The following is a 17,910-nucleotide window of genomic DNA, read 5'->3' as shown; positions in this document are numbered from 1 at the left end:
GGGAGAACGCGGGTACGGATACTCGGTGATCCGCCGTTCCGACACGTCAGGGCGGTGCGGCGGGACCCGGACCGCGATCGCTTGGAGGCCCCATGCGCTGCACCTACATCAGGCTCCTCGTCAACGACTACGAGGCCTGCTTCCGCTTCTACTCCGACGTGCTCAAGCTCCCGGTCCTGTGGGGCGGGATGAACAGCCGCTACGCCGAGTTCGACGTGGGCTCCACCACCCGACTGGCGATCAACCAACGCGAGGTCATGGCCGAGGCTCTGGAGACCGACACGGCCGACCCCGAACTCCCCCATCAGGACCGGCTCGCCGTGGTCTTCGAGGTGGACGACGTCGACGAGACCGCCGCCCGGCTGGTCGCGAACGGAGCGCGGCAGGTCATGGCGCCGAGGGACTGGACCGCGTGGGGCATCCGCGCCGCCCACTTCCGCGACCCCGACGGCTACCTGTTGGAGATCAACCGACCCCTGATCCCCGCGAAGGCGCCCTGACCGTCACGGCGCCGCGCGCCCGGACCCACGCGATCAGGTCAGCCCCTCCGGCTGCGGCCCGGCCAGGTGGTCGACGAGCAGTTCGCCCACCCGTTCGGCGCGCTCCACGCCCACGAGGTGCGCGGCGCCGGTGACCACCTCGAAGTGGGAGTCGACGATCCCGTCCGCCAGCCTGCGGCCGTGCCCGGGCGGCAGCAGCGGGTCGTGGGCGCCCGACACCACGAGCGTCGGCGCCCGCACCGCGGCCACGAGGTGGCGCTGGTCCATCGCGCCGACGGCGTCGCAGACCGACGCGAAGGCGCCGGGGTCGAGCCTGCCGAAGTCCTCCTCGAACCGCTCCGCGACCTCCGGGTGCTCGTCGATCAAGTCCGGGGTGAACCACGGCAGCGTGACCTCGTCGGTCACCGAGTCCAGGCCAGTGGCCCGGATCCTGGCGGCGATCCGGTCCCAGCGGTGCGACCTGGGCGTGCGCGGCGCGGCCGCGAGCAGCGCGAGGCGGTCGAGGGTGCGCGGGGAGTTGGCGGCGATCCACACGAGCAGCGACGAGCCGAAGCCCGCGCCGACCGCGGAGACGCGGGACAGGCCCCGTTCCTCCAGCACCCGCAGCACGTCGAGCGCCATGTCCCCGATCGTGTAGGGGCCGTCCGGCGCCGGGGAGAATCCGTGGCCCCGGTGGTTGATCCGCAGGACCTGGTGGTCGCGGGTCAGCACGGGCAGCTGCGCGTCCCACACCGACATCGTCGTGCCGAAGGGCGGCACGAGCAGGACGACGGGCGCGTGCCTCGGGCCGTCGAGTCGGTACTGGAGCGGGATGAGGGCCATGAAACCTCCGGGTCGCCAGGGGCCCAGGTTATCGGGAGAGCTTTCGGGGCTTCCAGGACACTTCTCCGACGCGAGGCGAGTGGAGGACAGTATCTGACCTAGACGGTTCCTATCGTCGGTACCGAGCACGGAGGACGACTTCGAGGAGCGGTGGTCATGACGGGGAACCGGATCCAGGACACGACGGTGGACGCCGAGCGCGCGGCGCTGTTGCAGATGTTGGAGGAGATGCGCGGGAACATCCGGTACACGGTGCGGAACCTGACCGACGCGCAGGCCGGCGAGCGCACGACCGTCAGCGAGCTGTGCCTGGGCGGGGTGATCAAGCACCTGGCCAGGGGTGAGCGCGACTGGATCAGGTTCATCCTGGACGGCGACCCGCACATCGACTACTCGGACCCGGAGGTCGTGGCCGGACACCTGGCGAGCTTCCGCATGGAGGAGGGCGAGACCCTCGCCGACCTCCTGGCGGAGTACCAGGAGGTGGCCGAGGAGACCGAGCGCATCGTCAACGGACTCCCGAACCTGGAGGTCAGCCAGAAGCTCCCGTCGGCGCCCTGGTTCCCGGAGGACACCGCGTGGACCGCCCGGGACGTACTCCTGCACATCATCGCCGAGACCGCCCAGCACGCCGGGCACTCCGACATCATCCGCGAGACGCTGGACGGCCAGAAGACCATGGGCTGACCCGCCTCCGCCCGCCCCGCCCCCTCCGTCCTGGGGCGGGGCGCTCCGCGTGTCAGCGGGCGGTCACCCGTCCGACCCCTCGCCCGGTCCGCGGCCACGCGTGACCAGCGTGGCCAGGGTGACGCCGACCCACGCCGCCGCCAACCCGCCCAGCAGGTTGGCGCCCAGGAAGACCAGCGTGGCCCCGGCCCGCCCCGCCTCCAGCAGGTTCTGGGCGTCCAGGATGTGCGTGGAGAAGGTGGTGTATCCGCCGAGGACGCCCACGCCGAGCAGGGGGCGCAGCAGCGTCAGGCGCGGCCACACGTCGATGACCAGCACCATGAGCACGCCGATGAGCAGACAGCCGGTGACGTTGGCCGACAGCGTCGAGACGGCGAACCCGCCTGGGGCGGACGGCAGCAGCGCGTCGACCCCGTGGCGGGCGACCGCGCCGAACGCGCCGCCCGCCGAGATCGCGGCGAGCACCGGCCAGGGCGCGTCACGCAGTTCGCGGCGCTGCCGGGGGAAGTGGACGTCGATGTCCGAGTCGACGGGCAGCTCCCCGTCCTCACGCCGCATGCCCGCCTCCCCTCGTGTGCGCCACCGGGCACGGTGATCGTATCCACCCGGGAACGGTCAGAGCGCCGCGGCGAACGCAGCTCCGATGTACGCGGCGCCCAGACCGGCGCCCACGGACGCCGCCACGTTGGCGAAGGCGAGGAACCAGGTCTGCCTCTCCATGAGCCGCAGCGTCTCGTACCCGAACGTCGAGTAGGTGGACAGCGCGCCGAGGAAACCGGTCGCGACCAGGGCGTACGCCCACTCCGGCAGGGCGAGCACACTGACGAAGCCGAGCAGCAGACACGCGGTCGCGTTGGCGGCGTGCGTGCCCCACGGGAACACCGAGTCGTGGCGGACCTGCACGAACCGGTCGGTGAGGTAGCGCAGCGGGGCGCCGATCGCGCCGCCGACGGCGACCATGAGCAGGGTCATCGGTCCGTCTCCCCACGGTGGATCGTGTGCGCCGGGCACGGCGATCGTACCCGGCCGGGGCCGCCCGCCCCGCTACGCCGTGGGTCGGGGCAGCCGCTCGGACGGGGCTCGGACGGCCGCGCCCCAGACGGCGACCGCCCACGCGACCGTCCAGACGGCGCCGACCGCCAGCGACGTCCAGGCCGCGACGCCGTCCGCCGGTGCGCCCGGGGCCGCACCCGCGGCGCGCGCGGCGAACATGACCACGCCCACGCCGACCATGAGCGCCCCGGCGCCGTTGACGAGGAGCAGCACCCAGCGCCAGAGCGCCCTGGTCGGCGGTCGCAGCAGGGCGAGGACCACGACGACCAGCACCGCGCCCACCGCCGCGTTGGCGAGTTGGCCGCTCAGCGCGTCGTGGGTCGCGTAGGACTCCGGAGGGGCCGGGAAGCCGGGCATGCCCAGCCTCCCCCGCAGGGCCAGGTCGACCTTCGAGACCGCGTAGGCGGTCGCGCCTCCGGCGGCGAGGAGGACGGCGGCGGTGTGTCGGTTCATGCCTCCAGTCTGAAGCGGGCGCCCCCGCCGCGTCACCCGCACGGTGCTCAGGTCAGGTCCAGCCCGGCCAGTTCCCTCCGCGAGCCGACCCCCAGCTTCGGGTACGCCTTGTACAGGTGGTGCTCCACGGTGCGCGGGCTGAGGAAGAGCTGTGCGGCGATCTGCCGACTGCTGTTGCCGCCCGCGGCGAGGCGTACGACCTGGAGTTCCTGCGGGGTGAGGCGGTCGGCGGGCTTTCCCGCCGTCGCCTGTGCCGCCGTGATGGTCTCCCCGGTGAGTTCCAGTTCGGCCCGTGCCCGGTGCGTCCACGGGTCGGCGTGCAACCGGTCGAAGGTCGCCAGAGCGGAACGCAGGGGATTCCGGGCCTCGCCCCGCCGACGGCAGCGGCGCAGCCATTCCCCGTACAGCAACTCGGTCCTCGCCCGTTCGAAGGGGCGGCCGTCCTCCGCGTGGAGGCGCAGAGCCCTGGTGTAGTCCTCCTCACGGCCGCTGAGCAGGGCCCGGCAGCGCGACGCCACCGCCCGCACCCACGGCTCGGCGACCGGCGGGGCCCAGGCGTCCAGGGAGAGCAAGTGCACCTCGACCGCCTCGGGAGTGCCGAGCCGTACGGCCGCCTCGATCTGGTCGGCGGCCACGGAGGTGCACAGCCACGTCACCCGCTCGGGACCGTGGCGGGGCGGGACGACGCGTTCCAGCGCGGAGGAGTAACGGCCCAACCCCAGGTCGAGGAGGACCAGCGCCCTCTCGATCCCGCCCAACGATCGGCGCGGTGCCTCCTCGACGAGCCGACGGCAGTGCTCCTCGTCTCCCTCGACGGCCGCGAGCCGGGCCTCGACCCCGTACAGCCGGGTCAGCCGGTGCCGCTGGCCGGTGTCCCCGGCGACCTCCTTGCCCTCGGCGATCGCCGCACGCGCTTCCCGGTGGTGCCCCAGAACCGCCTGCACCTGGCTGAGGGTCTCCAACGCCTGGGGCAGTTCACCGATGAGCCCCCCGTCGCGGCAGCGGGACACCTCGGCCGAGGCCAAGGCCAGCGCGGCCGCGTCGTCGCCGATGGCGAAGGCACTGGTGGCGGCCAGCTGCCGGACACTGTGGAGGTGGTCGTCCTCGGCGGCTTCGGAGAGCGAGGCGAGATGCTTCCTGAGCGACTCGGTGAGGGTCGGCAGGGCACGGGCGTAGTCGCCGTCGCACAGCTCGGCCAGCCCCTGGGCCAGAGTCTCCGCCCGGCCGAGGGCCGTCAGCCGCGTCGCCGCCGCCCGGACCAGCGAGGCATCGCAGGCGAGCCAGCCGTGATGGGCGGCGGCGAGCAGCAGGGCGGGCGCGGCCTCGGCCGTCGTCCGCCGCGCCTCGTCGAGCAGGTGGCGGGCGGCCCCCCGGAGGTCGTCGTCGTCAACCAGGACGGCTGCCCGGACCCGGGCCAGCGCAGCCCGGTCCGCCGGTTCCACCGGCCGTCGCCCCGCCTGGGCGGCGAGGCGGTCGGCCAGTGCGAAACGACCCGCGGCCAAGGCCATCGTGGAGGCCGTCGCAAGCCGGGAGGCGCGCTGACGGTTGGCCGGTGACACCCGCGCGGCATGCTCGTAGAGTCGGGCCGCGGCCCCGTAGGCCGCGGAGGCCCGAGCCCGCTCGCCGGCCTCGGCGAGTTCGTCGGCGATCCCCGCGTCGGGGTCCGGCATGAGCGCGACGAGGTGCCGGGCCCTACAGTCGGGGTCCTCGGCGACGTCGGCCAGGGCCCGGTGGACGGCGATCCGCTGGGCCAACGGAGCATTCTGGTAGCTGGCGGAGGCGATCAGGGGGTGCCGGAAGGACAGGACGCCGTCGATCATCTGGATCAACCCGGCCGTTTCCGCCTCGCCCAGATCCGCGACCCCCGCCCCGAGCCGCTCCGCCGCGCGCATCTGGTGACGCAGGTCCCCCCGGGCCTCAGCCGCCATGATCAGCGTCATCAGCCGCGTTCGTTCCGGGAGCTGGGCGATCTGGGTGCTGAAGCGGGCCAGCACCCGGTCGGCGACCGGCAGCGGTGGGTGGTCGTGGTTTCCGTCGCGCCGCGCGTCGGCGAACTCGATGAGGGCCAGCGGGTTGCCCAGGGACTCCGCGATGACCCGCGACCGCGCGGCGACCGAGTGACCCCGGACCCGCAACAGCCGGGCGGAGTCCTCGTGGCCCAGACGGGACAGACGCAGCTCGGTGAGTCCGCCGAAGGCGGAACCGTCCTCCACGGCACCGTCCCGGCCGGCCAGCACGATGGCGATCCGCTCCGCCTCCAGTCTCCTGGCCGCGAAGAGCAGAGCCTCGGCGCTGGCCTGGTCGACCCACTGGGCATCATCGACCAGGCACAACAGCGGTCCGTCCTCGGCCAGGTCGGCGAGGAGGGTCAGGACGGCGAGCCCGGTCAAGAAGCGGTCCGTTCCCCGATCCCTACCGCTGCCCAGCACCGAGCGCAGGGCGTCCGCCTGCGCTTCGGGCAGCTTCGCGAGCCGTCGCTGGAACGGCCACACCAACTGGAGCAGACCGGCGAAGGCCAGATCGGCCTCGTGCTCGATTCCGCGTACGCGGACCAGCCGCATCCCGAGCTCCGAGGCTCTGTCCGCGAGCCAGTCGAGGAGCGCCGTCTTGCCGATCCCGGCCTCACCGCGCACCAGGACGGCGCCGCTGCGGCCCGCGATCGCCCCGGTCACCAGTTCGTCCAGTCGTCGTTGTTCGCCGGCTCTGCCGTACAGCACCTCAGCCCCTCACCCGAGCTCGTCGTCCTGCGCCACCTTATTCGCGCACGATCTCGGTAGGGCGGCCAGTAGCCCTACGGATTCGGGCGCAGCGGCTCCGTCCCTACCGTCGTGATCGGAAGAACCGAGCACACGTCCGATCACGACGGAGGAGCACGATGCGAGAACTGTTCGAGCCACTGCGGCTGGGGAAGATGACCCTGCCGAACCGGCTGGTGATGGCGCCCATGACCCGCAGCCGCTCGGTGGACCGTTCCGTGGGGCGGCTCACCGCGGAGTACTACTCCCAGCGCGCGGGGGCCGGGCTGATCATCACGGAGGGGACCCAGCCGAGCGTGATCGGCCAGGGGTACATCGACACCCCCGGCCTGCACTCGCCCGAGCAGGCCGACGCCTGGCGCACGGTGACCGAGGCCGTGCACGCCGAGGGGGGCCGGATCTTCGTTCAGCTGATGCACTCCGGCCGGGTCGGGCACCCCAGTCTCTACCCGGACGGAGCGCTGCCGGTGGCCCCGTCGCCCGTCGCCACCGGCGGCACGATGTTCACGCACGGCGGCCCCGTGGAGCACCCCACACCACGTGAGATGACGCTGGAGGACATCGCCCAGACCATCGAGGACTTCGTGGGCGCCGCGCGCTACGCGGTGCTCGCGGGCTTCGACGGCGTCGAACTGCACGGCGCCAACGGCTATCTGATCCACCAGTTCCTGGCCGACAACGCCAACCTGCGCACCGACGCCTACGGGGGTTCCCTGGAGAATCGGGTCCGCCTGGCGGTGGAGGTGGCGAGCGCTGTCGGCGACGCGATCGGGCCGGAGCGTGTCGGCATGCGGATCTCCCCCGGCAGCACCAGCGAGGGCATCGGCGAGGAGGACCCCGCCGCGCTGTACCGGACGTTGATCCGCTCGCTGGCCCCGCTGGACCTGGCGTACGTCCACATCATGGAGTTCGGCCACCGCGAGGTGACCCGGATGGTACGCGCCGAGTGGCCCGGAAGCCTGATCCTGAACCCGCACAGGACCGCGGAGGAGCCGCCCGTGAACCCGCGGATCGCGGCCGAGGCGCTGCGCGAGGGCCTCGCGGACGCGATCAGTCTCGGCCAGATGTGGCTGGCCAACCCCGACCTGCCGGAGCGGATCCGGAGCGGCGGCCCGTACAACGAGATCGTGCCGGACACGTTCTACGGCGGCGATCACCGCGGATACACCGTCTACCCCACCCTCAACGGCTGAACGACCCGCGCGATCCCGGTGGGGCGGTGGCAGCCGGAGTTCACCGCCGCCGTCCCGGCCGGGTCCTCACGTCCGGGAGGACTGATGCAAGAACCCACACCCGGCTCGCGGGCCGCGGACGCCTCCGGGGCACCCGGCACGCGGACGCCGCGCGTTCCCGCCCCGTATCTCGCGCTGATGGCGGGCCCGTTGTCATTCGGCATAGCCGGGCCCGCCCTGGTGCTCGACGACGTCGCCCGCGGTCTGGGGACCTCGGAATCCGCGGCCGCCTGGTGCGTCACCGCGTTCGGCTGGGGCATCGCGGTCGGCACCCCCTTGATGGCCGGCCTGATGCGGCACCGGGGTCCACGCCTGGCGCTGCTCGCCTGCGCCCTACAGATCGCGGTCGGCGCCGCGCTGGTCCTCGGCGTCCCCGTCCTGGGGGCGACCATCACGGGATGCGCCTTGCAGGCGCTGGGCACCGCGGGGCTCACCTCCATCGCGATGAACCTCGCCGGCTCCCCGCTCCGCATGGGCGTCGTCAGCGCCTCGCTCGCGGTGGTGGGCGCGAGTGCCCCCCTGGTCGGCTCGCTCGTGAACGAGGCGCTTTCCTGGCGGATGTCCCTCGCGCTGCCCGTGATCAGCGTGCTGGGCGTGCTCGCCGTGATCCGGCGGGTGCCGACCCACCGAGATCCGGGTTCCACCTTCGACGGTCTCGGCGCCGCCGTCCTCACCGCGCTGGTCACCGCGGTGGTGTTCGTCCCGACGTACCCGGCCGTCGCCGGCGTGTGCGCGGTCGTGGCCGCGGCCGTGCTGGTGGGGCACACGCGTTCCCGGCCGTCGGGGTTCGTTCCGGCCTCCGTCGTCCGTCAGACCGCCTTCCTCACCGCGTGCGGCCTGGCCCTAGCGCTGGCGATCGTCAACTTCGGTCTGATGTACGCCGTTCCGCAGGCTCTGACGGAGCACACCGACTGGACGATCGACCGGATCGGGGTGTCGATGGTCTGGCCGTTGCTGTTGGGCGGCGGACTGTCCTGGTTCGTCGTCGCCGCGTCCGGGCCGCTGGGGCGCCGACCGGTCGTCACCGTCCTGGTCGTGCTGGGCGCCGTGGCTCCCTTGCTGGCGCTCAGCGGTTCATGGACGGTGTTGCTCGTCGCCCAAGCCTCGGCTTCCATCGCGGCGGCGTCCGGCCAGGGAGTCCTCGCCGGGCAGGCTCAGGACGCCGTCCGTGCGGCGGACCGCCCCTCGGCGACAGGGCTGTTCAACCTCTGCTACCTGCTCGGCGCGGCGTTCGGCCCGTCCATCGCCACGCTGCTCGCCGGTTAGCGGTGGATATCCGGGCGGCGGTCGGGCCGAGCCGATCCGCGGGAACGCCCCCGGAAAGGAGTGGCGAGGCTCGCCTCCGCATCCCGTGTGAGCAGGGGAACGGGAAGCATCCGGATACCACCGGGCGCAGGTGGGGACGGGTAGCGGACCTCCCCGGCCACATCCGGAGGCATCCCGGGACACCCCGATACTCGGACGGCAGTATCACGACGGGTATCAGCGGCGGGGCGTCTGAACCGTTTCCGGCACAGGAACACCCATCGCCAATCTGTATAGTTTTCTATACAGTTGAGGCATGGCGATTCTTGAGCACACCCAGGAGATCAGCGTCACCGATGCGGCCAGACGTGGCGTCGCGGGTATCGTCCACGACGCGGAACAGGGCACCGAGGTCATCGTGACCCGTCGGCACGAACCGGTCGCGGCCGTGGTCGCGTTCGCCCGACTCGCGGAACTGGAGCAGGCGGAAGCGGATCTGAGGGATCTCGCCCTGGTCATGGCCCGGGAACTCACGGACAGTGGACGACGGACCTCCATGGACGACGTACTGGCCGCCTTCGGGCACAGCCGCGCCTCACTCGAAGAACTCCCCGAGGACTGATGGCCGAGATCACCTTCACCGACGCCGCCCTCGACGATCTGCGGCGACTCGGCCCGGACGCTGTGCCCAAGGTCCTCAAGAAGGTCCTTCTCCTGGAGGAGAACCCAGAGGCCGGATACCCCCTGGGCGGCGAACTCACGGGGTTTCGCAAACTGGTCGTCGGACGCAACATCTGGCGTGTCGTGTACCGCGTCACCGACGAGAAACGTGTGGAGATCCGCGAGGTCTGGGCCGTCGGAGCGCGAGCGGACGCCCAGGTCTACGCCGAGGCCTCCCGGAGAGTCCGGGCAGCCTCGAAGGACACCCCCACCGCCCAGAAGCTCGCGGTCGTCATCGAGCACCTCGGCAAACCAGCGGAGAGGGTGGCGCATGAATCGCCCCCCGCGAGAGAACCCGTCCCGGACTGGTTGGCCGAACGTCTGATCCACACCATCGGCATGCCCCCGGAGGAGGTGGCCGCCCTCGGCCTGGAACAGGCCGTGGACCTCTGGGCCGACTTCCGCTCACGACCGCACTGACCCCGCACTCCGCCCTCGATGTCCGAACGCGTATCAGCGGCGCGGAACGCCACGGGAACGACATCGGGGACGCCCCCGCTGATCTGCGGGAACGCCCCCGAAAGAAGTGGCGAGGGTCGCCTCCGCATCCCCCCTCAAAGTACGGAGGCGACCCTCGCTCTGGGAAACGGCCTGCGACTCCTCCCCCCTGGAGTCGCGGCCTGGAAGGTCTGCCCGCGGAAAGCGATCCCGTCGTTCCGCGTTGATAGAGACACTACCCACCCCACCCTCGAATAACAACCCTCAGTCACTGGAAACTACTTAAAGTGATCGTCATTCCTCGCCCCCATCGCGGCCAAGGCCGTGTGGGCAGTGTCAATCCGGGGTCATGACCGGCTCCCCGAGAGGCACGCATAGCCTGGTCGGGTGAGATCACCGCTGCTCAGTCCTCGCTGGATCGGCCTGCACCTCCTCGTCGTGCTGGCGGTCGCCGTGTGCTCGGCCGGGACCTACTGGCAGTCCGTCCGCGCCATCGAGCCCGACCGCGACGTCATCACCAACCCGGCCGAGGACCTCGCGGACGCCACCCCCATCGACGGCCTCGTCGAACCCGGCGCCTACATGCACCCGGACCTCTTCGCGAACACCGCCGTCGAGGCGACCGGGACCTACGACGCCGAGGCCCAACTCCTGGTCCCGCGCGTCGAGGACGGCGTCTGGGGCTTCGACGTCATCGTCCCCCTGGTCACCGGCGACGACGTGGCCCTGACCGTCAACCGGGGCTGGACCGAGGACGGCGCCGACGTCCCCGACGCCCCCGGCGGCGAGGTCACCGTCACCGGCTGGCTGCTGCCGCCCGACAGCGCCCCCGACGGCATCATCCCCGTCGACACCCCCGACGGCCAGGTCGACCGGATCGCCGCCTCGGTCCTGGTCAACGAGTGGGACTACCGTCTCTACGAGGGGTACGTCGCCCTTCCCGAGGACGACCCCGCCACCGCCTCCCTGACCCCCGTCCCCCCGCCGGAGCCCCCGACCGAGATCACCGTCAACTGGCGCAGCCTCAGCTACGCCGTCCAGTGGGCGATGTTCGGCGTCTCCGCGATCGCGTTCTGGGTCATCCGCATGCGCCGCGACGTCAGAGAGGCCCGCTCCCAGCGGGAACGGGCCTCGCGGACGGAGGACGAGCGGGGTCAGGCGGTCGGCGCGGGCTCCTGAGCCCCCTGCTCGGCGGCCCGGTCGGCGGCGCGCTCGGCCTTGACCAGCCGGTGCTCGACCACGAAGCCGAGCACGGGGACGGTGCCCGCCAGCACCACGCCGAGGGTCCGGCCCGCGCCCCAGCGGCGGTTGAGCGACACCCACAGCACCACCAGCACGTACGCCATGTACACGTAGCCGTGCGGCATCGCGATGAACAGCATCAGCGGCGACTCGGGGCCGAACCAGTGCTCCAGACCGCTCGGCGCGGGCACCAGGGCGACCATCGAGTCCTCGCCCACCAGGTACTTCGCGGGCATGGCCACGAAGGTCAGACCGAGCAGGAACACACCGGTCACGTACGCCAGCACCCGGTACAACGTGAACGACACGCGTCTGCTGTCCACCGCTACCTCACCCCATCCACAGACTGCCGCCCCGAGGAGGGTCGGGGCTCCTCCCCGAGGCTAAACGCTGCCCGGCACCGCCCCGCGCCGGGGTGGGCGAGGCGGTGCGATCTCACACCGGAGCAGGTCAGGTCCGGTTCGACACCCGGACGGGGCTGCGCCACCGGCCGTCGGAGCTGGCCGTCCACGCCCGGGGGATCATGCGCAGCGACAGGTAGGCGTCGATCAGCCGCATCGGCAGGAAGAACAGCCCGTACAGCAGGTAGGACGGCCGCCTCCGGACCATCGCCATCACGCACGTGAGCGCGTAGTCGGGGACGAACAGCCCGACCAGCAGCGCCGTCGGCGGCAGGAACGCGGTCACCGCGGTGACGCCCTCCCCGTAGTACGGGATGCTCTGCACCGGCTCCCCGCCGACCGCCCCCACCAGGACGAACAGCCCGAGCGCCGACGTGGCCAGCAGCATGGCGGAGACCAGCACGACCTCCAGCAGGTACGGGGCCAGGAACAGCCAGAACGCGCTGGGCCACACCCCGTGGCGGCGGATCGTCTGCCAGAACCCCAGCGTCCACCGCCCCACCTGCTTCGAGTAGTCCCGCAGGGTGAACGGGTCCTGGCTGTAGGCGCGGGTGTCGGGCCGCATCGAGATCCGGCCGAGGCGCTTGCGCTGGAGCTCGAAGGTCATGTTGAAGTCCTCGATCACCAGCCCCTTGGGGTTGACCTCGATCTCCCGCAGCGCGCTGCTGCGGTAGACGCTGGCGAACCCCGGGACGATGAACGCCGTGCTGGAGCGCCGCCAGGTCTGCCCGAACCGCATGAAGTACTGGAGGGTGAAGTACAGCCGGTCCCGGTAGGCCGAGATGAGCCGACCCGCGAACGTGCGCTCGCGCGGCTTCCACTCCGACACCACGAACCCGGCGACGGCCGCCACGTCCGGGTCCCTGAGCTGCCGTTTGGCCCCCTCCACGTACCCGGCGTCCAGCTCGGTGTCGGCGTCCAGGATGAGCACGCCGTCGTAGTTGTCGGTGAGCGCGAACTCCTCGATCACCGCCTCCAGGGCGCCCGCCTTCCCGCGGTTGGTGAGCAGTTCGAGGACGTTCACGCCGGTCCGCGCCGCGATCTCGGCGGTGGAGTCCTTGGAGGAGTCCGAGACGACGTACACGTCCCAGCGGTCGAAGAGCCGCAGCGCCGACTCGATCGCGCCGGCGATCACCGGCTCCTCGTTGTGCGCCGGGATGATGACGGCGATGCTGACGTCACGCGGCTCGTCGGACCCCTCGGATCCGTCCCGGGCCACCGTGTCGTGGTCCCTCAGCCGCAGCCCGCCCGACGCGTCGCCGCCCGGGACGCCGCCGGACTCCGCCCCGGCCGCCTCCGCGACCGGCCGCTCGACCGTGTCGACCGCCGTGCCCGCGGTCGCGGCGTGGCCCGCGGTCACCTCGCCGCCGGACTCGGCGGCGCCGGCGAGGACGAGGACGCGTTCGCGCTCGGGTCCCCCGGTCACCTCCCGCCTCCGTGGCCGGGAGCCGCGCCCGACCGCGGCCCGGACCGAGCCCTCGCCCAGCCGCAGGACCCCTATCGCGCTCCACCACAGGAGGTTCGCGCCGAACGCCAGCCACAGGAACACGTAGGCGACCGCACCGCCCCCGGCCGCCGCGGCCGAGGTCGTCGCGAAGTCGAACCAGTAGACGAACAGTGCCGCTGCCAGGACGAGGGCGACCAACCCCGCCAGCAGGCCTCCGATGAAACGTACGATACGCACAATCCTGGGACCCTCCGGAAGTCACTGGTTTTCGGACCGACATTAACCGCAAAGTCGGTGTTAGATTGACGCCCTGCGACTCGGATGGGTTCACCCGGCTTCGCGTCCTATGTAGGCCACGCAAATCGTATCCACGGGCTTGCGTGAGGTGGTACCCATTAGAGGATATTTGTGATGACGGCCGGGGGCGGTCCCCTCCGGTGTGTTCGAGGCTGCCCGGAGCACCGGAAAACCTCGCGGACGGTGACATGAGGAGACAAGGAGAACGCCAGACGTGATCGGCGACGTACCGACCGCATCGGCCGCACCGGGTTCCGCATCCCCGGACCCCGGCATCGCGACACCGGCACCCACCGGGAACGACCACCGTGTCCTGGGTGCGGCGGAGCGGCGGTCGCGGCGCCGTGTCCCGGCCTCGCCGGCCGTCGGGGTCGCCGGATTCGACCTCGCCGACCGTTTCCCGGCCTTCGGATCGGAACCGTGTCCGGATCAGTTCGAAGGGCCGCTCCGACATAACCGAAAACACGTAGTAGATCCTGAGAATCCCCCGGGATCGACCAACTCGGCAATACGGAAGAACCCCATAACGGACACGCCTCCCGCCGACTCACCACATTGGAGGATCAGGCCCCACCAAGGCCACACAGAACACAGGCGCCACAGGACGCCGATCCAGGGGAAGAATCACGCCGAATACGTACACGCGTTCGCAACAAATGGTGACAAAACCACACATCCATCCACACTTCAAGCCACGGACACGGCCACCGACCCGGCCGTCCACACCAGCCACCCGTGGATCGGGGGAGCGTCGACGCCGCTCCTCCAGCGCGACCGATCGTGATTCGAACACCCCCGCACTCGCTCACAACCTCATGCGCCCCTGAGGTTCGCACCGCACATGGAACCCCGCCTCTCTCCCATGACCACCACCACCAACGCGGCCACCACACCGCGCACGGGTCCCGCTCCCCACTCCGGTCTCGCCTCCGCCACCCTCGGCCGACCGGAATCCCCCATACGCCCCTCTCGGTCAAGGACGGGAAACTGGCATGAAGACTGACTGGTCCCAGGAGCGCATCCTGGTCCTCGCACCCCACCCCGACGACGAGACCCTGGGCTGCGGTGGTCTCATCAGCAAGGCCAAGGACGCGGGGGCCGAGGTCTTCGTGCAGTTCATGACGGTCGGCGACACCGCCGACCTGTCCCCGAAGGGCTACTCCACCGCCGAGGAGCGCTTCGCCGAGATCAAGCAGGTGCGCGACCACTTCCACTGGGACGACTGGCACATGGCGCTGCCCGGCGACGAGTACCACCTCCGGCTCGACCTCGTCGGTCGGCACCGGCTCGCGCAGGTGATCGAGCACGAGAGCCCGCTCTCCGTCGCCCGCCTCCGCCCCACGGTCGTGATCGCCCCGCACCACACGAGCTACAACCAGGACCACCGGGCGGTCGCCGAGGCCGCCCACACCGCGCTGCGCCCCTCCAACGCCTCCCTCCGCCACCACCCCCGCCTGGTCCTCGCCTACGAGGAGGCCGCCGACCAGTGGCGCGCGGACGCGGTCGCCCCGCCCTCCCTCCTCGTCGAGCTGGACGAGGGAGCCCTGGCGGCCAAGCTCGACGCGATGGCGACCTATGGATCGCAGAACCACCCCCACCCGCACACCCGCTCGGCGACGACCCTGCGCGCCCTGGCCGTCCTCCGGGGCATGCAGGCCGGGGTCGCGCTCGCGGAGGGGTTCCACGTCCTACGCCAGCACGCCTGAACCGCCGGGCGCCCCACCGGCCACGCCCGCCCCCGCACCCGCACGCCCCCGGCCCGGCCCCGTGCCCGGCTCCGAGGACCACCCCACCGATCCCTTGTGTGTCCATGGCCCCGTGAAGCGCGGGGCGCACCAACCACAGTGGAGGAACAACGATGAAGACCCTCGTCACCGGCGGCGCCGGATTCATCGGCTCGCACCTGTGCGACCACCTGGTCGCACGCGGCCACGAGGTCACCGTCCTGGACGATCTGTCCACCGGTTCGACCGACAACCTCACCCAAGCCGAACGGGCGCCGGGCTTCCGGTTCGTCCATGGCGACATCCTCGACCGCGACCTCGTCGACGCCCTCGTCGCCGAGTCCGACACCGTCTACCATCTCGCCGCGGCGGTCGGCGTCCACACGATCGTGGACAGCCCCCTCCGGTCGCTGCGCACCAACCTGCACGGCACGGAGAACGTGGTGGAGGCCGCCGTGGCGCACCGGGTGCCGTACATGGTCGCCTCCACGAGCGAGGTGTACGGCAAGAACGACGCCGACGGCCTCACCGAGGACGACGACCGCGTCTACGGGTCGCCGACCAAGAGCCGGTGGTCGTACGCGGCCGCCAAGGGTCTGGACGAGCTGGTCGCCTACGTCCACGGTGTCGAGTCCGGCGTCCCCTGCGTCATCACGCGGTTCTTCAACGTGGTCGGACCTCGCCAGACCGGCCGGTACGGCATGGTCGTCCCGCGCTTCGTCGACCAGGCGCTGGCCGGTGCGCCCATCACCGTGTACGGCACGGGCACGCAGCGGCGCTGCTTCGGCTCGGTCTTCGACGTCGTGCCCGCGATGACCCGGCTGATGGAGACGCCGGAGGCCCACAACCGCGCCGTCAACCTGGGCGGACGCGAGGAGGTGTCGATCAAGGGGCTCGCCGACCGCGTGGTCGAGCTGACCGGATCCTCCAGCGCGATCACCTACGTGGACTACGAACAGGCCTACGGCGAGGGGTACGAGGACATGCAGCGCCGCTACCCCGACACCTCGCTGGCCGGACGGCTGATCGGCTTCGCGCCGACCCGCGACCTCAACGACATCATCCAGTCGCTCGTCGAGCACCGCCGGTCGGAGCGCTCCGTTCCCACGCCCGCCTGACGCGGAGCGGACGTCGACGGCCCCGGTGTGCCCCCGTACCCGCGCGAGGGAGGGACACGGCCACCGGGCGCCCGCACCCCGCCCGCTCAGGGCATGCGCCACCCGTCCCGCCCGCCCGGGACGGCCCCGAACCCGTGCCCGGCGACCCGGCCCACGGGTCACGCCAGGAGGACCGACACCACGAGGACGAGGCTGAGACCGAGGACGCCGACGCTGAGCAGGCCCATCGCCCACGGACGGGCCAGGGTGGGCGGCGGCCGCCCGGTCACGGGGTCCCTCAGGCCCCGCCCGGTCCGTCGCCAGCGGTACCAGAGGTGCAGTGCGAGGACGCAGCACACGAACAGCAGGCCGACCAGGGTCGCGAACCGGACGATCGGCGGCGCCACCGGAAGCGCCGGGGCCGCGCCCACCAGCGACCCGCGCATGTACAGGACACCCACGACGACCACCAGGATCAGGGTGCGCTGCCAGGACAGCAGCGTCCGCTCGGGCTGAAGGCCCGGGTCCCGGTCCTCGCCGCCCTCCGCGGTCACCGCAGGTTCCCCCAGAGGATCACGACGCACACCAGGAAGATCGCGAACGTCGCCACCACCGGCAACAGGCTCATCCGCAGCGTCCGTCCGCGGCTCATGACCTTCTGCACGTGGTACCAGCGCAGGGGCGCGTACACGGTGACGACCCCGGCCAGGACCGTGAGCGTGAGACCGACCGTCATGCGCTGGGCGTCGCTCCAGTCGAGCGGCAGCAGGTGCAGCACCGCGACGGCGCCGGCGAGGAGGGCCAGGGCGGTCCGGAGCCAGGCGAGGAAGGTGCGCTCGTTGGCGAGGGTGAAGCGGTAGTCGACGGAGGGGCCGTCGCCGGATGCGTCGCTACTCATCCGTCCCCCGTCGGCCTCGAGATTTCGCTGTTCGGGCCACAGTCCGCGATCCGGTCACGACAATGGGACCGTGTCCCTTGAGCAGACCCTAGCCCCAGCGCGCCCAGCCTCCCAAACAGGTATGTCATGCGTGTTGTGTCGGAAACCGCCCATGGATGACACCATTGACGGGCCCCGCCCGGCCATGGAACAAACGAGCGGACACCACTGCTGTAGCACTGCAAGAGGATGGCAGTTGGCCACAGGTCGACACCAGACGACGATCAGATTCCAGGAGACCCCGTGCCCACCGTCGAACTCACCAAGGACAACTTCGCCGACACGCTGAAGGACAACGAGTTCGTCCTCATCGACTTCTGGGCCGACTGGTGCGGTCCCTGCCGCCAGTTCGCCCCGGTGTTCGAGAAGTCCTCGGACAAGCACGCCGACATCGTGCACGCCAAGGTGGACACCGAGGCCGAGCGCGAGCTCGCCTACGAGTTCAACATCCAGTCCATCCCGACGCTCATGGTCGTCCGCGACCGGACGGTCATCTACAACGAGCCCGGGGCGCTCCCGGCCGACGCCCTGGACAGCCTGATCAGCCAGGCCCGGGAGCTGGACATGGACGAGGTCCGCGCGAAGATCGCCGAGCAGACCGCGCCGGACGACGGCGGTCGCCCCCGGACCGAGAGCGACGGCCAGGGCTGACCCCCCGTTCGCCGGGCCGGCGACCACCGCCCCGGCGCGGCGCCACCGCCGCGCCGGGGCGGTTCGCGTCCGGCATCACCCCGCCGTTCACCAACCACATCCACCAGGTCACCAACACCATCGTTTCGGTCGGTCACGGACGGTGTTCACCGCGCCCCCGGGGCGTCCCTCGCGGAAGGGTGACGTCCATCCCGTCCGGAGTTCACCG

Annotated in this window: 19 protein-coding genes; 10 read left to right on the top strand and 9 right to left on the bottom strand. The window is 71.5% G+C overall.

Annotation, left to right across the window (positions count from 1 at the left end; genetic code table 11):
- Positions 1–92 precede the first annotated feature (92 nt).
- Complete coding sequence (locus AB0I72_RS22460; protein ID WP_358571844.1) at positions 93–500, top strand: VOC family protein; 408 nt, start codon at positions 93–95, stop codon at positions 498–500.
- 33 nt (positions 501–533) lie between these two features.
- On the opposite strand, the gene AB0I72_RS22455 is transcribed toward AB0I72_RS22460, so the two are convergent.
- Positions 534–1,322, bottom strand: a complete 789-nt coding sequence (locus tag AB0I72_RS22455) for an alpha/beta fold hydrolase (protein WP_358571842.1) — start codon at positions 1,320–1,322, stop codon at positions 534–536.
- A 156-nt stretch (positions 1,323–1,478) separates the two neighbouring features.
- Here AB0I72_RS22455 and AB0I72_RS22450 point away from each other — a divergent pair, with 156 nt between their 5' ends.
- Complete coding sequence (locus tag AB0I72_RS22450) at positions 1,479–2,009, top strand: DinB family protein (protein WP_358571840.1); 531 nt, start codon at positions 1,479–1,481, stop codon at positions 2,007–2,009.
- A 63-nt stretch (positions 2,010–2,072) separates the two neighbouring features.
- On the opposite strand, the gene AB0I72_RS22445 is transcribed toward AB0I72_RS22450, so the two are convergent.
- From AB0I72_RS22445 to AB0I72_RS22430, 4 genes are all read right to left on the bottom strand, one after another.
- Positions 2,073–2,567 carry a CrcB family protein gene (locus AB0I72_RS22445; RefSeq protein WP_358571838.1) on the bottom strand — a complete coding sequence of 165 codons (495 nt, stop codon included), beginning with the start codon at positions 2,565–2,567 and terminating at the stop codon, positions 2,073–2,075.
- Positions 2,568–2,624: 57 nt separating this feature from the next.
- Entirely contained in the window at positions 2,625–2,981 is a 357-nt protein-coding gene (locus tag AB0I72_RS22440) for a CrcB family protein (protein ID WP_358571836.1), read from the bottom strand.
- Between the two features lie 72 nt (positions 2,982–3,053).
- Positions 3,054–3,515, bottom strand: coding sequence for a hypothetical protein (locus AB0I72_RS22435; protein WP_358571835.1), 462 nt, complete (start codon positions 3,513–3,515; stop codon positions 3,054–3,056).
- 47 nt (positions 3,516–3,562) lie between these two features.
- A complete protein-coding gene (locus tag AB0I72_RS22430) occupies positions 3,563–6,232 on the bottom strand; it encodes an AAA family ATPase (protein WP_358571833.1) in 2,670 nt (889 codons plus the stop codon).
- A 158-nt stretch (positions 6,233–6,390) separates the two neighbouring features.
- Here AB0I72_RS22430 and AB0I72_RS22425 point away from each other — a divergent pair, with 158 nt between their 5' ends.
- The 5 genes from AB0I72_RS22425 (at position 6,391) to AB0I72_RS22405 (ending at position 11,085) form a co-directional block, all read left to right on the top strand.
- Positions 6,391–7,464, top strand: a complete 1,074-nt coding sequence (locus AB0I72_RS22425) for an alkene reductase (RefSeq protein WP_358571831.1) — start codon at positions 6,391–6,393, stop codon at positions 7,462–7,464.
- An 84-nt stretch (positions 7,465–7,548) separates the two neighbouring features.
- On the top strand, positions 7,549–8,769 hold the full coding sequence (locus AB0I72_RS22420) for an MFS transporter (protein ID WP_358571829.1): 1,221 nt from the start codon (positions 7,549–7,551) through the stop codon (positions 8,767–8,769).
- A 295-nt stretch (positions 8,770–9,064) separates the two neighbouring features.
- A complete protein-coding gene (locus AB0I72_RS22415) occupies positions 9,065–9,370 on the top strand; it encodes a prevent-host-death family protein (protein WP_073704950.1) in 306 nt (101 codons plus the stop codon).
- Entirely contained in the window at positions 9,370–9,888 is a 519-nt protein-coding gene (locus AB0I72_RS22410) for a type II toxin-antitoxin system mRNA interferase toxin, RelE/StbE family (protein WP_358571826.1), read from the top strand. The genes AB0I72_RS22415 and AB0I72_RS22410 overlap by 1 nt, the downstream gene beginning before the upstream one ends.
- Before the next feature lie 405 nt (positions 9,889–10,293).
- The gene (locus tag AB0I72_RS22405; RefSeq protein WP_358571824.1) at positions 10,294–11,085 is read left to right on the top strand and encodes an SURF1 family protein; all 792 of its coding nucleotides are present in this window, start codon (positions 10,294–10,296) and stop codon (positions 11,083–11,085) included.
- Here the strand turns inward: AB0I72_RS22405 and AB0I72_RS22400 are convergent.
- The gene (locus AB0I72_RS22400; RefSeq protein ID WP_358571822.1) at positions 11,061–11,471 is read right to left on the bottom strand and encodes a DUF3817 domain-containing protein; all 411 of its coding nucleotides are present in this window, start codon (positions 11,469–11,471) and stop codon (positions 11,061–11,063) included. The genes AB0I72_RS22405 and AB0I72_RS22400 overlap by 25 nt on opposite strands.
- A gap of 127 nt (positions 11,472–11,598) precedes the next feature.
- Entirely contained in the window at positions 11,599–13,233 is a 1,635-nt protein-coding gene (locus AB0I72_RS22395) for a glycosyltransferase (protein WP_358571820.1), read from the bottom strand.
- Positions 13,234–14,285: 1,052 nt separating this feature from the next.
- On the opposite strand from AB0I72_RS22395, the gene AB0I72_RS22390 reads away from it, so the two are divergent.
- On the top strand, positions 14,286–14,999 hold the full coding sequence (locus AB0I72_RS22390; protein ID WP_358571818.1) for a PIG-L family deacetylase: 714 nt from the start codon (positions 14,286–14,288) through the stop codon (positions 14,997–14,999).
- 152 nt (positions 15,000–15,151) lie between these two features.
- On the top strand, positions 15,152–16,135 hold the full coding sequence (locus tag AB0I72_RS22385) for an NAD-dependent epimerase/dehydratase family protein (protein ID WP_358571816.1): 984 nt from the start codon (positions 15,152–15,154) through the stop codon (positions 16,133–16,135).
- 158 nt (positions 16,136–16,293) lie between these two features.
- On the opposite strand, the gene AB0I72_RS22380 is transcribed toward AB0I72_RS22385, so the two are convergent.
- A complete protein-coding gene (locus AB0I72_RS22380; protein ID WP_358571814.1) occupies positions 16,294–16,668 on the bottom strand; it encodes a DUF202 domain-containing protein in 375 nt (124 codons plus the stop codon).
- Complete coding sequence (locus AB0I72_RS22375) at positions 16,665–17,012, bottom strand: DUF202 domain-containing protein (RefSeq protein WP_358571812.1); 348 nt, start codon at positions 17,010–17,012, stop codon at positions 16,665–16,667. The genes AB0I72_RS22380 and AB0I72_RS22375 overlap by 4 nt, the downstream gene beginning before the upstream one ends.
- A gap of 282 nt (positions 17,013–17,294) precedes the next feature.
- Between AB0I72_RS22375 and trxA the strand changes: the two genes are divergently transcribed.
- Complete coding sequence (gene trxA, locus AB0I72_RS22370) at positions 17,295–17,702, top strand: thioredoxin (protein ID WP_358571810.1); 408 nt, start codon at positions 17,295–17,297, stop codon at positions 17,700–17,702.
- Positions 17,703–17,910: the final 208 nt, after the last annotated feature.

This window comes from Nocardiopsis sp. NPDC049922 (assembly GCF_040660275.1).
Taxonomy (GTDB): Bacteria; Actinomycetota; Actinomycetes; order Streptosporangiales; family Streptosporangiaceae; genus Nocardiopsis.
Note: the sequence above shows the minus strand (reverse complement) of the source record. Positions and strands in the feature narration are given on the sequence as shown.